General features: G+C 36.8%; 11 protein-coding genes. 3 read left to right on the top strand and 8 right to left on the bottom strand.

Features of this window, described 5'->3' with window-relative positions; all coding sequences use genetic code 11:
• Positions 1-15: 15 nt before the first annotated feature.
• On the bottom strand, positions 16-3,741 hold the full coding sequence (locus ABD000_RS06430; protein WP_343764959.1) for a metallophosphoesterase: 3,726 nt from the start codon (positions 3,739-3,741) through the stop codon (positions 16-18).
• Between the two features lie 50 nt (positions 3,742-3,791).
• Between ABD000_RS06430 and ABD000_RS06425 the strand changes: the two genes are divergently transcribed.
• Positions 3,792-4,979 carry a Pycsar system effector family protein gene (locus tag ABD000_RS06425; RefSeq protein ID WP_343764958.1) on the top strand — a complete coding sequence of 396 codons (1,188 nt, stop codon included), beginning with the start codon at positions 3,792-3,794 and terminating at the stop codon, positions 4,977-4,979.
• Here ABD000_RS06425 and ABD000_RS06420 read toward each other — a convergent pair.
• Positions 4,976-7,339, bottom strand: coding sequence for a GAF domain-containing protein (locus ABD000_RS06420; protein WP_343764957.1), 2,364 nt, complete (start codon positions 7,337-7,339; stop codon positions 4,976-4,978). The genes ABD000_RS06425 and ABD000_RS06420 overlap by 4 nt on opposite strands.
• A gap of 125 nt (positions 7,340-7,464) precedes the next feature.
• Here ABD000_RS06420 and ABD000_RS06415 point away from each other — a divergent pair, with 125 nt between their 5' ends.
• A complete protein-coding gene (locus ABD000_RS06415; RefSeq protein ID WP_343764956.1) occupies positions 7,465-8,580 on the top strand; it encodes a redoxin domain-containing protein in 1,116 nt (371 codons plus the stop codon).
• Between the two features lie 241 nt (positions 8,581-8,821).
• Here ABD000_RS06415 and ABD000_RS06410 read toward each other — a convergent pair whose 3' ends face one another.
• Positions 8,822-9,517 (bottom strand): SIMPL domain-containing protein, encoded by a 696-nt coding sequence (locus ABD000_RS06410; protein WP_343764954.1) that lies wholly within the window; start codon positions 9,515-9,517, stop codon positions 8,822-8,824.
• Between the two features lie 47 nt (positions 9,518-9,564).
• Positions 9,565-10,212, bottom strand: coding sequence for a rhomboid family intramembrane serine protease (locus tag ABD000_RS06405; RefSeq protein WP_343764953.1), 648 nt, complete (start codon positions 10,210-10,212; stop codon positions 9,565-9,567).
• A gap of 54 nt (positions 10,213-10,266) precedes the next feature.
• Between ABD000_RS06405 and ABD000_RS06400 the strand changes: the two genes are divergently transcribed.
• Positions 10,267-11,178 (top strand): lysophospholipid acyltransferase family protein, encoded by a 912-nt coding sequence (locus tag ABD000_RS06400; protein WP_343764952.1) that lies wholly within the window; start codon positions 10,267-10,269, stop codon positions 11,176-11,178.
• A gap of 80 nt (positions 11,179-11,258) precedes the next feature.
• Here the strand turns inward: ABD000_RS06400 and ABD000_RS06395 are convergent, their stop codons facing one another.
• The 4 genes from ABD000_RS06395 to ABD000_RS06380 form a co-directional block, all read right to left on the bottom strand.
• Positions 11,259-11,792, bottom strand: coding sequence for a hypothetical protein (locus ABD000_RS06395; RefSeq protein ID WP_343764951.1), 534 nt, complete (start codon positions 11,790-11,792; stop codon positions 11,259-11,261).
• A gap of 171 nt (positions 11,793-11,963) precedes the next feature.
• Positions 11,964-13,427 carry a MoxR family ATPase gene (locus ABD000_RS06390; protein ID WP_343764950.1) on the bottom strand — a complete coding sequence of 488 codons (1,464 nt, stop codon included), beginning with the start codon at positions 13,425-13,427 and terminating at the stop codon, positions 11,964-11,966.
• 69 nt (positions 13,428-13,496) lie between these two features.
• The gene (locus ABD000_RS06385) at positions 13,497-13,850 is read right to left on the bottom strand and encodes a hypothetical protein (RefSeq protein ID WP_343764949.1); all 354 of its coding nucleotides are present in this window, start codon (positions 13,848-13,850) and stop codon (positions 13,497-13,499) included.
• Between the two features lie 29 nt (positions 13,851-13,879).
• The gene (locus tag ABD000_RS06380; protein WP_343764948.1) at positions 13,880-15,001 is read right to left on the bottom strand and encodes a vWA domain-containing protein; all 1,122 of its coding nucleotides are present in this window, start codon (positions 14,999-15,001) and stop codon (positions 13,880-13,882) included.
• Between the last annotated feature and the right edge of the window lie 50 nt (positions 15,002-15,051).

Genomic DNA, 15,051 nt, shown 5'->3' with positions numbered 1-15,051 from the left:
GTGGCACAAGGCTATCTACAAATTAAATCCAACTGTTACCCCTACCCGCGCACCTTCATCCGTAAAAAATACATTTGCATTGATTCCTGCTGCTTGTGCTGTATTCACCCAAAAGCCTAGTCCATAACTTGGATGCCAGGTTTCACTTTCATTCGGTAAATCGGTCCATACTCTACCTATATCGCTTCCCACATATAAACCCATATCCAATGGCAATACCGTTGTCTTTAATTTATTAAAACTATACCGTAGATCTGCGCCACCGGCAAATGCAGTTTCTCCATTAAAACGGTCTCTTCTATATCCACGTAATCCCGTATCGGCTCCCAAAACAGCCGCCTGGTAGAACTCATAGTCTTCACCAATGATCGTAGCTGCATCAAGTTTAGTTCTAAGAACTAATTTTCGGTTTGTGGTCAATGAATTAAAGAATTCTATATGTGATCCCACACGCCCAAAAGTATTTTCATTATCAATATTTGTACTAGCTCCACCATTCAATTGAAATAACATTCCACGTGTGGGATTGAGCTTATTGTCATACGATGCAAATTCATATGAAGTAGTAATACTTGCAAAATATTGCTGCTCAAAGATATCATCAGATTCGTCAAAGGCTTCGGCCTCTGTAATAAAACGGTTATTGGTATCCTCTACTTCAAAGGTTTCAAACGTGGTTTGTATCTTAAATTCGCTCCCCAAACGACCTCTTCTCACCAGACCCAATCCACCCGTAATTTGAGCAATTTTTACTCTATTGAAATTAAGCCCTCTATCATCTTCAGGATTTTCAGATCCGTTTCCAAATCCAAAAAAGTTTCTGGCAAAATTAGGACTGGTAAATGAACCTTGGGCCATTAAATTAAAATCACCAATAACATTTAAAAATTCTCCTTCATAGCCAACGGTATATCCTGAAGTCGCCAAATAATACCCCGCACTAACTTTGTGTCGCTGCGTAAAGGGTTTCTGCTCAAATCCTTTGACCGTATAAATATTTTGGACTCTTACACTAATTCCGTCATCTGGATTAAAACCTAATGTTGGAAGTATCACATTAGACGTAAATCTGTTTCGGGTTTTGTCGTAAACATTTTTGTGGTAATCATCAGTAAACGATACATCTGCACCATTCTTTTTTTCCAGCGTATTCTTTTTTGATTTAAAGTCATATAGTTTGACTTTTTTTCCGTTATCTATGCGATAAATATCATTGTTTTGACCTCCTATAATTCTGGAATAAATGGGATTATTACCTTCACCGTAGACATGAATGATATCATCATCATCAAGGGCGTAAACCCAAAGTTCACTAGTATCCTTTTTATCATAAATCTTCTCACTAACTTTATCGGCTTTTTCGCCATCTTTGATTCGGCTGATGGTAACTTTTGTTTTTCCTTTAGCTAAGCGCTCTATTTCAATAAAATCATCTTTATCTGTCCCGAAAATTATTCCTAAGGCAGCTAATTCTTTGTAGTAAGCTTCGGCGTATTTCACAATATCATCTCGGCGTTGCTTCACATAGTCTACAAGTTTAGGGTCTGTTTTGACTTTAATCTCTTCCGGAAAAGCTTCAAAACCTTTTTCAATAGCTTCATCGGTAAGATTCTTTTTGATAAACTTAGCTTGTTTGATCCATTCTTCTTTTCCGCTAAAGCGAATTAAAGACCGATCCAATAGCATTCCAGAGGTATTAAACTTTCCTACATTACCAATTTTACCGTTGTAAACACTAAATTTTTTGGCAAATCCGGCTAATCCTCTTATCGTATTCATGATCGCTCCATCAAATTTAGAGAATACCTGATCCCGATCTCTGGGAATGGGACGATAGGATTTAACGCCGTTTTCATCTTCAAATTCTGACCAACGCCATTGATCCTGGTGACGGTCCCAATCTCCAATGATCATATCAAAAAGTCTAGCTTTAATGTAAGCTGGCTCATCCACGGTGTATTCTTCATCTCTACGCAAGCGCTCATATAAATCTGCAGTACTTTCAATATCCTGCGGCTTTCCAAAACTTTCTAATTCGTTATATGCTTCCATAGGACGTTCAACAATCATAACCAGCTCATCTCCAAACTCTTTGTTGTATTTACCCAGCGCTTTTTGTTTAGGCAAGTAAAAAAGTTTAGGATTAGTATGATACAAACCAATAGCATCAGACATACTGGGAATCACCATAAATGCATAAGGATGCGCGGCAGTATAGAAATCAAATAATAGATCTGTGGCGACCGTATTTTCAAAATCATCTTCAATAAAACTCTCTTTGAACGCTGCCGCCTGTAGAAATTGCGTTGCGCTTTTTTTGAGTGCCCTCATATTGTATTCTCTACCGTCTCTTGTTTTTACTCGTATGGATCGGGTTTGTTGACCACCTCCACCTCTAACGACTTCCAAGCCGCCATAGAGAGTATCAAGAACCGCAGTGGGAACATTCACGTTAGTTCCATATAAATCTCTATAATGATCACCCCACAAAAATTTGAAAAAACCTGAACGATCAGTAAGGTCTTCGTCATAAATTTTTGCGTTCACCGTAGCCGGAAAAGACGCTGGCAAAGCGGAATCATCATAAGGCGGTTCTTTCTTCAATACTTGCTTGCGATAAAGTAACTTAGGTTGATCCTCAACGCTCCCATAATAAGATACCCAAGCTTCGTGATTTTCAAATACCTCTAATACTGCAAAACCTTGACCTGGATAAGCAAAGAGACCATCGTTATTAAGATTTGCATAACTATTTTTTGCTCCGGCACCGGTTACGATTTGTTTAATACCATCGTGCTCTATGTACTGTAATGAATGTTCATGACCCGAACTAAATATAACATTATCATATTTTTTAGCAATCGTGCTTAAACGATTTACCATGTCTTGATAAAAAGGATTATGATTATCCTGTATGGTCAAACCTGCGTTTGACCTAATTTGAACTGCAAGAGATGCCAAAATAGGCAGAGGTATTTTTTTTTGGGTAGGATATAAGTGTTTTTTTGCTCCGTATTGCCCCCCGTGTACGCCATTTGTATATAGGGGATGGTGCAAAGCTACAAGTCGTACTTTACCCTGACTTTTCTTTAGTTCACTGTCAAACTCTAGCAGAAAGGCTTCTCGACTTTTAATTTGATCACATTCATCATTAATGAGTGGATGATCATCCCAATCGGTTAAAAACCAATTAGAATCTAATACAATTAGCTGAACCTCATCGTTTACTTCAATGCTTTTAATAGGACAACCGTTTTCAGGTATAAAGGTGTTTTTTCCTAATTTATCTTCAATATACTTTTCTTGTCGTTTGAGACCCTCAAGACCATTATTGTACCAGTCGTGGTTTCCCGGAATAAATATAGTTTTACCCTTAAAGTTTTTAATGGCATTTACCTGTAAATCTAAAACTAGCTCCTCATATTCTCGAGTACTGGCATCTTTTTTTGAAAGTCCTTTGGGGTAAATATTATCGCCTAGGTAGATTGTATGACTATTGGTTGAAGTTGGGGTGCTTTTGATGTGGTTTTCAAAAGCAGCTAATCCCGGAGCTGGTCCAAAACTGTAGGCTTTCCCTACATCCCCAATAAGATAAAAAGTGTATAAAGGATTAGTGTTTTGGGTGAAACTTTTCTCGTAGTTCTCCTCTCCCTTTCTATATTTTGCTTTCTGTGCATTGAGGGTTATACTTACACTTAGTATTAAGAATATTATAACACGGGATTTCAACTTTCTACTCATTCTAACGTAATATTTTTTGTACTTTGCCACTAAAGCCAAAGTATATAAATATGACTGAAGTCACTGCAAAGGCAGAGAAATTTGTGATAAATTTATTAAAGTCAGACCTCCCAAATACGGTCATTTATCACAACTACACTCACACCCAGCGAGTACTAAAAAGTACGAATGAAATAGTTGATAATACCTCGTTGACAGATATCGAAAAACTTATTTTGCGTTTGACTGCTATCTTTCACGATGTAGGTTATATCCAAGGGCACGAGAATCACGAAGAAAGAAGTGCCAAAATTGCTGAAGAATATCTGCAAGAACACGATGTACCACAACATATTATAGATGAAACAAAACGGTGTATCCTTGCGACTAAAATGACACACACCCCTAGTGACAAACTTGAAGAAATTATAAGAGATGCAGATGCATCGCATTTTGCGAAAGAATATTTTAAAGAGGCCAGTGAATATTTAAGACAGGAGCTTAAACTCTTGGGAATTGAAACATATACGCCCGAAGAGTGGACTAAAAAAAATATCCAGTTTTTTACAAATGAACACGAGTATTACTCTGATTATGCTCTAAAAAACTGGAAAAAACTCAAGGATGAAAATTTGTCCAAACTATTTAAAAAGGAGCGTAAGTTCAAAAAGAGAAAGAAAAAGGAAAAACTTAAAGCTAAATACAAAGATGAAAGTCCCCAACGCGGAGTTCAAACACTGTTTAGGGTTACCCTTAGAAATCATATCAAACTGAGTGATATTGCAGATACAAAAGCGAATATTTTGCTTTCGGTTAACGCAATAATAATCTCGCTGGCATTGTCTAATCTTATTCCTAAACTGGATAATCCTTCAAATGCACATTTAGTTATTCCTACACTTATTTTCGTCGTATTTAGTACTGCTGCGATGGTCCTTTCGGTTTTGGCTACTAGACCTAATGTGACTAGCGGTACGTTTGATAAAGAGGATGTCAAGAAGAAAAAAGTAAATTTATTATTCTTTGGAAATTTTCATAAAATGGAATTGAAAGATTTTGAGTGGGCTATCGAAAATATGTTGGAAGACAAGGAATATATTTACAGTACCATGACCAAGGATTTATATTTTTTAGGAAAAGTTCTTCATAAAAAATATACACTCTTACGCATCACCTATACGGTATTTATGGTAGGGATCATTCTCTCTGTGATTGCTTTTGCAATAGCCTATAAATTCAAACCATCAATTGATTTTTAAGCATTAATTTCTTGCATGAGGTCTTCGTACGTGTAGTATTCTTTTTCATCTTCATCAAGTCGATAAAGAACTTTTACGCGAAGAGCTTTTAATCCTGTTACGCCCTGTAAGTCTTGTAACTCCAGTTTTTCTATTTTATCATCAAGGTATTTCTTAGACTGTAAGAATTTAATGTAGCGCAGATATTCCCTTTGATCACTTTTTTGAGAGTATATAATTGCAATTTTTCCCGGCTGCGTTATTCGTTCCTGAGTCCCTTTAATATTAGCCTTGTCTACGCGCTTTTTGACTACTTCGTAACGCGCATTGTACGTTCCATCTACGTCAAAACGTTTCTCATCCATCCTAAATCGAACAGAGAGAGAAGTTTGAAAAGCAAGTATCATAGAAGCCACATCTAGATCAACAGGGAGCGTTTTCTTTAAACGATAGTATTCATTTTCCATCTCACACATCACCTGTAGTTGCCATAAACGAAGATTATATAAGTAAATTTCATTAAAAGAATCTTCTTTGGTAATGGATTCACCTATGTACATATTATGTTCGACACCATCAGTTTTAAAGCGTTCATAAAAATGAGGATACATTTTTTGAGCTGCTTTTTGCTTTTGATCCAGCAAACGTGAAAGTCGTTTATTGATGATCATCACAGAGTCATCAAAATCTGCTCTGTGTTTATAGATTAATCCCAATTCATTGTCTAAATCAGTTAAATAATCTTGAATTTCATGACGCAATTCGTCTTTTGAATCACGCAAATGATTGAGTACAGATTTTATCTCTTTAGAAATAAAATGAGCGATACGTTGTTCTGTATCTACTTGCAATTCATCTTTAATTTCTTCTAAAAGTTCTTCTACCTGATACAACATTTCGCTGTAAATAGGCATAGGTGAAATTTCGTGAGCTTTATATAAAATTTCTTTAACGCGTTTTAGCTGAATAACTAAGTCTTTCTGGATAGCTATATTTCTGGAGTCTGATGATCCTTTTATATCAATTTGACCATAGAGTGGATAAACATCGTCAAAAACGATCTCTCTAAAAGAAGCTTGCTCACCTTTCATGGTTGCTTTAAGATAGCGCTTGGCCTCTTTTCTAAACTTCCAATACACACTAGGATGGATAGATGTACATTCATCTTGAATAATAAGTTCTAGCTGGTCTTCAATTCGATCCCTTGACTGAGAAATGGCCTCTACCAAAAAGGGCATGATATCCTTTAGTTTATTAGCATTAATGCTATTTAACTCTCTAACATTTGGAGAAGTAATTTCTAACGTCCCTAAAAATTTACCGTGCTTATTAATTGGTGCAAGAATCGCAGACCGTATGCCTTGTTCCAGTAAATTATTGTATAAAATCTCGGTTTTATCGGCCTGTAAATATCGCTCAACATCTGAAATAGAAAAGGTTTCTCCTCTTCCTATTAATGAATAATAACTGCCTTTACATAGTAAATCCTGGCAGAAGCCCTCATCGTCTTTATTTAAAATATAACTTTTAAAATTCCCAAAAGGTATTCGCTCAAATGTCTTCTCCTCGTCATTATACTCGCTAAATCCAAGACTTAGCTCTGGCAAATTAAATATTGCTTTGAAGGTATTTGTAAAATTATCAACGAACTCAATACTATCTTCGGCTTTGAGTAAATTTTCCTTAAAGGTGGATAACGCAACATCTGTGGTTATATCAAAAAGGGAGGCTACCGTAAATCCTTTAAAGTTCCAACTGCGAGGCGGGAACTTCTCTCTCCATAAGTCAATATTATTAAAATTATCAAGCAGCTCATCTACATCTTCCTGTGTAATCTCTACAGAGTTTTCAGTCTTTTCTACAGAAACAAAATCTGCATTATACATCACTCTATAATACCTTGTTATCCCATTTTCTGAAGGGATATCATATAAAAACGGTCTTCTAAAATCAATATTATGATTGTAATAAAACATGAGAATAAAACTACACCCCATGATATAAAATTGATCTTCATCAAAATTGCGCAGCGTCGGCTCAAAATCTTCACCCGCAGCTTCAATAATACGGTTGTATCTTCGTGTAGATTTTAGGATGCTGTTATCAAAAGGGATAGACGCCAACTTAATCTCGTTGTCTTGTAAAGGATCAGTAAAAATATCACTAAGTGCGAGGTCAATTTGATCTCTGTGTGCCTCGACTTCCTCTTTATTGGTAAGACCAGAGACTAATTTTGGATAGTCTTCTTTTAGACGTAGAATTCTATCTGCTTTTAGTATGAGCAACTCATTATCTTCATTTAGATATTGCTCATAAACGCTAAAAAGCTTTTTAAAACTTATATTAATTTTTAATGGAAAATCGTCGCTAACAAACCTCATAATCCCTCTTTTTGCTTTACAAAGGTAAACATTTATTAAAATGCCCTTATCAATTAACATCTTTTTAGAACATCTGATCTAAATTAAATGCGCAGTTAATTACCTTTGTAGCTCATTCTATGTATATGTATAAAATATTCTTATTTGTTACGGTTTTAGTATTAGCTAGTTGTAAAAATGAAGGACCATTGATGGTGACTGCAGAACTTCCCGGTGCCTTTGATGGAACCCGCGCTATTATCTCTAAAATAGGCGCAGACAATACACCTATAGCCGTGGATACTGTGATCATTCAATCAGAACAATTTTCAACTGAATTGAAATCACCTCAAATACCAGAACTGTATATACTCACCTTAAACGGTGTACGAGGAAATACGCTTTTTGTAGCAGATGATGGACCCATCGATATGATCATTTATAAGGATAGTATTAGAGCCTCAAAAATGAATGGAGGTGAGCAAAATGAGGTTTTGATGGATTATATGAATCATATTAAGGAGTATCAAAAAAAGTCTCAGGGCATTAAGCAGAAAATGATGAATCCACAAAACAGGTCCAACCAAGCCTTAGTGGCTCAGAACCAAGCTGAGCTAATGATGTTAAATGATGCTGATTTCACCTACAGAAAGCAATTAATTGAGGATCATCCTAAAGCAATTGCGAACCTGTTGAATATTAGCGACATGGTTACGCTAAAAAGCGCACCTATAAAAGAAATTAAAACGCTTTATGAATCACTCTCAACAGAGGTAAAAGAAAGCAATATAGCCAGCACACTTTCTAACCGCATCAATAGCATGGCAGCTACCGAAATTGGGAACAAAGCTCCTGATTTTTCTGCGCCTACTCCCAATGGCGATGAACTTGCCCTCTATGATGCGTTAGGAAAATATACCATCGTTGATTTTTGGGCCTCCTGGTGTAAACCTTGTCGTATCGAAAATCCAAATGTGGTTCGACTTTATAATAAGTACCATGATAAAGGATTAAATATCCTTGGTGTTTCACTGGATCGACCCGGACATAAAGATAAATGGTTACAAGCTATTGAAGATGATAGCTTGACATGGCAGCATATTTCAAATCTACAGCACTGGAAAGATCCTATTGTCAAAAAATACAATATCAGAGGCATTCCGGCCACCTTACTCCTAGACGAAAATGGTGTAATTATTGAAAAAAATCTTCGCGGTAAAGCGCTAGAAAATAAGCTAGCCCAATTATTCGCCGGGCAGTAGATTAGGGAAAACTTTCTATGCTGCAGGTCATCCAAGTGAGACTAAGAAGCACTTCTCAAAACTGAAAAGATCCCGAATCAAGTTCGGGATGACAAGAATTTCAACTTGTGCTTGAATTATAAAAGAAGCTTCTTTCTATTCTGTCATGCTGAGCGGAGTCGAAGCAGACCATGATATATTTTACGTAAAATTTAAAAATTTAGACCTTACCTTCAGCACTATCTAACGAATAGTATAATACCTACTTCAACTCAAATCTCACTGTGACATTTACCTTGATCTCCATTTCACCGGGTGAAATGGTTTGTTGATTGCCTCCACTTTTTGAAAAAGACATCGCATCTGCCTCTAGCATCATGTTTCGGTATTGTGGACCAGGCATAGTGCTTCCGCCTTCAACAATCTGCAAAGCCCTACCAACCTTTTGATTCAACGGCATGGCTAAATCATCAGCCTTTTGCTTTGCATTAAGAATAGCTTTTCTTCTGGCTTCCCGCTCTAATTGGTCTTGTTTGGAAGATTTAAAATTGAGTCCGCTTATGCGATTGATTCCGCTATCAATCAATCCCGTCATAATCAACTCATATTTTTTGAGGTCTTCCAGTAAAACTGAAATGGATTGAGATGATCTATATACATACTGCTTGGTATTATACTGATAGGTCTTATTGAGATTGATGTATTGGGTTTTGATGTTTTTTGATGGGATACCTTCCTTTTTTAGGAATTTGAGCACCGCATCGATATCCTTATCGGTAAGGTGTTTTACTTCGGCTGCATCATTGCCTTCATGTTCTACACTTACACTTAATTGAAGTTGATCTGGAATCACCTTTACCGTTCCTTCTCCATTCACCTGAATGGAAGGAGGCATTTCTGTTTGAGCTTGTGTGATGAGGGTTAAACAAATGACAGGAAGTACAAGTAAATTTTTCATATTAAGTGTTGTTTAATAGAGGGTTTAAACCAATAAAGATGCCATGATCAGATCTTATTGAGTTTTTTCATCACAAATAGAACCACAATAGGAATCGCGAGTAGCACGACCATCAATCTATGCGAAGAAAAAATCCACGGTGCCAGGATCAATGTAATAAGATAGCCCGCGACCGCTCCACCAAAGTGGGCATCATGCCCTACATTGTCTGTTCTTGCGCGCATACCATAAATCGAATACAGTAAATACCCTATCCCAAATACGTATGCCGGAATGGGAACAATAAAAAACAAAAGCAACATCATATCTGGTTGTAATAAGATTGCAGCGTAAAGTATGCCCATAACGGCTCCACTTGCTCCCACAGCATGGTATTCATACTCATCTTTGTGAAAATAAAGCGAGAGTATATTGCCTAAAATTAAGCTACCTAGGTAAATGATCAGGAAACCAACTGCGCCAACTCCATAAATCACCTGATTAGCAAAAAAGTAAAGCGTAAGCATGTTTACCAGTAAATGACTGGTATCCACATGTAAAAATCCACTGGTCAGCATACGTATTTGCTGACCTGACCGTATAGATCCTACATGAAATTTATAATTAGAAAAAAAGGATGGATCGTTAAACCCCTTAAATGAAGCAATCACGTTTGCGGCGATAATAACCAGCGTAACGATTTCAATATCTCCCATAGGTACTGTTCTTAGCTCTCAAATATAACATATATTTGTTGAAAATTTGATCGTATGCAGGCAGTCGTTTACGGACTCACCTACCCTTTTCTATGGCTTGTTTCAAGACTTCCATTCCCGCTGTTTTACGCTGTTTCAGATGGAGTTTATTTTTTGGTCTATCGCATTTTTAAATATCGAAAAAAAGTCGTCAAAAAGAACTTAAGGATTGTTTTTCCTGATAAATCTTCCGAAGAGATAAATCAAATTACCTCTTCCTTTTATAAGCATATGTGCGATATGTTTTTAGAGATGATTAAAAGCATTTCGATCTCTGATAAAGAATTGAAGAAACGCTTTACGTTTGCCAATTTAGAAGAAATGCAAAAGCTAGGCGCGCAAAACAAAGGCACTATTTTACTCTGTGCACATTATGCTTCGTTTGAATGGATGAATGCACTAGAGTTTTATGATTACGGTCATGATCACGGGGTAGGGATTTACAAAAAGGTTGCCAACACTTATTTTGATCGGTTAATCCGAAAAAAACGTTCTAAATACAATACTGATTTGATACCTAATCGGCAGGCTTCTACCTATTTGGCGCATAAGAAGAAAGAGAATATCAAAGTAATCTGCGCAATTGTAACCGACCAAACTCCTAAACCGAAGAGTGCAATCTACTGGCGATCCTTTTTAAACCAAGTTGTACCTGTTTTTACAGGTGCAGAGCGTCTGGCTCAAAAACTGGACATGAATGTGGCATATCTCCATGTAGAAAAATTAAAACGCGGCCATTACCAGGCTACCTTTAAAGTAATCACCTCTCAAGCTCCTCAAGAAGATCAATTTGCCATTACTGATCGTTATTTTGAATTGCTTGAGGATCAAATTTATACGCGACCAGAGCTTTATTTATGGACTCATAAACGCTTTAAACATGTAGATGCTAAGCCAAGGGAAGATGCGGTGGTAAGATCTTTATAATAGTAAGGAAATAGATGATCTATAATTACGAAATGATATTACCTTATGATATTATGGACTATATCCGGATAGATAGATAATTATTGTTTCCCCGCACATTCTTCAACATAAATGTCAACCATTTCTGGTGTGTCGACTCTTTTAAAATCATTATTATCCACCATTTTGATTAGTTCTGGACAATCATTGAAAAATTCTTTTAGATTCTTTTTAAATGAGCCATTTCCAAAAATTGGATGGTCATGACCCAACTCTTTTACAATATGATTACCGTTTTTATTCACATAGTAATGCATTATAGTATAACTCATGCTTGTTCCTACCGAAACATTTAAACCTCCTCCCATAGTTCCTCCCATAGCATTTGAATTTGCTTGAACATCTTGCGCATACAAGTATATTTTATCTTTATACTCTCTTACGACTTTGAATAATTCTGGTTGTTGTCCTGCAAGAACGCGATATACATATACATCCTTGGAGTCTCCGCTTCCTCTAATTAACCGCTCAACATCACGATAATTGAATTGCTCTTTTTTTTTACCTTGTTTAAATTTTAAGTTGCCAGTTGCGGTAATCTTTGAAAGGCCACTAAGAGTATCGCCTGTTCGCAAAATTAGTGTACTATATTCATATGTATTGAATTGAGCAGGGAGGCTAATCCCAAAAAAATAAGAAATGTGAGTAATGTTAGCTTCATTAGATTATTTATTATTTAGCCAAAATACTAATATTCTATGTAATGAAAACATTTGTAGATGTCTAGAATGTTGTGCTCTTCTAAACTATAATCCACTAATATAACTCCCATATAAATCCTTAAAACGCACTCCGCTAGTCATACGATATTTGCTTAGCTTTTTATATTCTACCAATGCCCAAAGTACAAATTCCATCAAAAAATAGCGGTCTTTGTGAGAAACATCGGGTTGATGGATTTCAATAAGTTCTTTTAAAGGTTTAATCTCGTCCAGTTTTTGCTGGTATTCAGCCTGTGAATATTCGTCTAACAACTCAAATCCGGATTCGTCAAAAAACCATTCCACTAAATCGGCGTAAGGATCAGTGTCACTTTCTTTTTGCAATTTTTCAATCTTAGGGAACATTGTATTAAAGAGTGTCTTGATGCTGTTGGTGACCAACTCTTGTGCTACTGTGGCTGCTCCTTCCTGCTCTCCTTCATACACTAGCTCAATCTTACCGGTTATGGAGGGAATCAATCCCATAAAATCACTTAAGCGCACTGTTGTGGATTCATCTCCACTTAACAAAGCTCTGCGCTCTGCAGTACTCATTAAATTCTCAAACCCAGTAATACTCATTCTGGCACTTACCCCGCTTTTTTCGTCTACATAAGGACTCTCTCTAGCTTCAAAGCCTATTTGTTCTAACAGCGTTTTAGCAAGCTCTGGAACATGAATATTCTTATGCTGCTCCTCGGTCACCTTAGCTTCTTGCTGGGTGATAATCTTTGCGGTCTCAACGCTTTGAGGATAATGCGTAAGAATTTGTGAGCCTATGCGGTCTTTTAGCGGAGTCACGATACTTCCACGATTCGTATAATCTTCAGGATTGGCGGTAAATACAAACTGAATATCCAGTGGTAGCCGCACATTAAATCCACGGATTTGAATATCGCCTTCTTGTAAGATATTAAATAAAGCTACCTGAATGCGCGCCTGAAGATCTGGCAATTCATTGATCACAAAAATGCAGCGGTTTGCCCGCGGAATCATCCCAAAATGTATGACGCGATCATCAGCATAACTGAGTTTTAAATTGGCTGCTTTGATAGGATCTAAATCTCCAATAAGATCTGCTACCGTCACATCTGGAGTAGCCAATTTTTCCGCGAAGCGCAATTCTCTGTGCAACCAGGCAATGGGGGTTTGGTCTCCCTTTTCTTGAATCAAATCCTGTGCGTATCTTGACAATGGATTTAGTGGATCGTCATAAATCTCTGATCCTTCTATATAGGGAATATATTCATCCAACAGATTGACCATTTGACGTGCCAACATGGTTTTTGCCTGACCACGTAGTCCTAATAAATTTATATTATGCCGCGACAAAATCGCCCGTTCTAACTCTGGAATTACGGTAAATTCATATCCATGTACTCCTTCAAACGCAGTGTCGCCATTTTTGATTTTAGCGATAAGGTTATCTCTAAGCTCATCTTTGATCGACTTTGATTGATATCCGGAATCCTTGAGTTCTTTAAGTGTTTTTATAGTTTCTTTTTTCATAGTCTTTATTTCGAAAGTGTGGATTTACATCCCCCTAACCCCCTTCAAAGGGGGAATATTTTAATTATTTCAGCTTTTCACCTTAAGTTTAGAAAATGCCTTGACTTTATCAAAATACTCTATCCATTTGGAGGAGTCATTTCTCGGATTTGTTTTATCTTCATAAAAGAAAAACATATTAATGTCTCCGTTAATATCCCTTTTTATGTTGCGATCTGATTCTATAATTTTCTCTATAAAACTGTTTGTGAGACCTCTATATTTAGTATAAACGGGTAAGCTTTCAAAAGAATCATTTTTACTAAAATTTTCTTTATTCCACCCTAGAGGAATATATTCCCGATTAAAAGTAAACCACTCACCATCTTCATTTTTTTTCATTCCATAAGGTAGATTAACCCGGAAAAAATCTGTCAGTGCCATATTTCTTTTTGTGATTTTTAATTTGTTATTTAACTTATTCTTCGCTTCCTGTTTTGCTCATAATCTTCAAAAATCATTTCACCTAAACCTTTTAGTCCGGTATAGAACGCTTTTCCCTGATTGCACTGGGTAAACTCATCTACAAATTGCTGTAAATAAGGATCTTGAGCAATCATAAACGTGGTGATGGGTATTTTGAGTTTTCGGGCAGCGGTAGCCATTTGATAACAGCGCTCTACGATATGTTGATCTAATCCCATGCTATTTTTATAATAGCGGCCATCTGGCATACGCAAGCAACTGGGTTTACCATCTGTGATCATAAAAATCTGTTTGTTGGTGTTTCGCTTTCGACGTAATAAATCCATCGCCAACTGCAATCCGGCTACAGTATTGGTATGATAAGGCCCAACTTGCAAATAAGGTAATTCTTTAATACTTATTGGCCAGGCATCATTACCAAATACCAAGATATCAAGGGTATCCTTTGGATAGCGCGTGGTGATCAATTCTGCCAGTGCCATCGCGACTTTCTTAGCGGGTGTGATGCGATCTTCACCGTATAGAATCATGCTATGGCTTATATCGATCATAAGCACTGTGCTCATTTGAGATTTAAAGTGAGTTTCCTCTACAATTAAATCCTGTTCGGTCAGATTAAAACTCCCCAGTCCATGATTGATTTGAGCATTTTTTAAACTTTCGGTCATGGAGATGCGATCTAACGAATCACCAAACTGATAATTTCTAAAATCGCCGGTTTGCTCATCTCCCGCTCCTGCGTGTTTAGTACGGTGATTCCCCGATCCACGCTTGCGCATATTTCCAAAAATTTGCTCCAGCGCACGCTTTCGGATTTCTTGTTCTGTTTTAGCAGTAATAGCCATTCCTCCATTTCCGTCAGGCTTGATTTCTTCTTTGATATATCCCTTTTCCTTTAGCTCTTCAATGAATTCATCAATGCCATATTCTGGCGTGGTAATCTTATATTCGTCATCTAATTGCTTCAGCCATTCAATAGCCTCATCAAAATCACCAGAGGTATGGGTGATCAGTTCCTTAAAAATATCCAGCAGCTGCTCAAATGGGGTTTGCTCTTCAGCCTTAAACGCCTCAAATACAAATCCTTTCCCCTTAAATGTCTTCTTCATTCTTTAAAAATAGTCCTTAGCATCCTAGTAACCTTAGTACAAAAGTTAAA

Origin of the sequence: Gangjinia marincola (genome assembly GCF_039523415.1) — a bacterium.
In the GTDB taxonomy this organism is placed as follows: domain Bacteria; phylum Bacteroidota; class Bacteroidia; order Flavobacteriales; family Flavobacteriaceae; genus Gangjinia; species Gangjinia marincola.
Note: the sequence above shows the minus strand (reverse complement) of the source record. Positions and strands in the feature narration are given on the sequence as shown.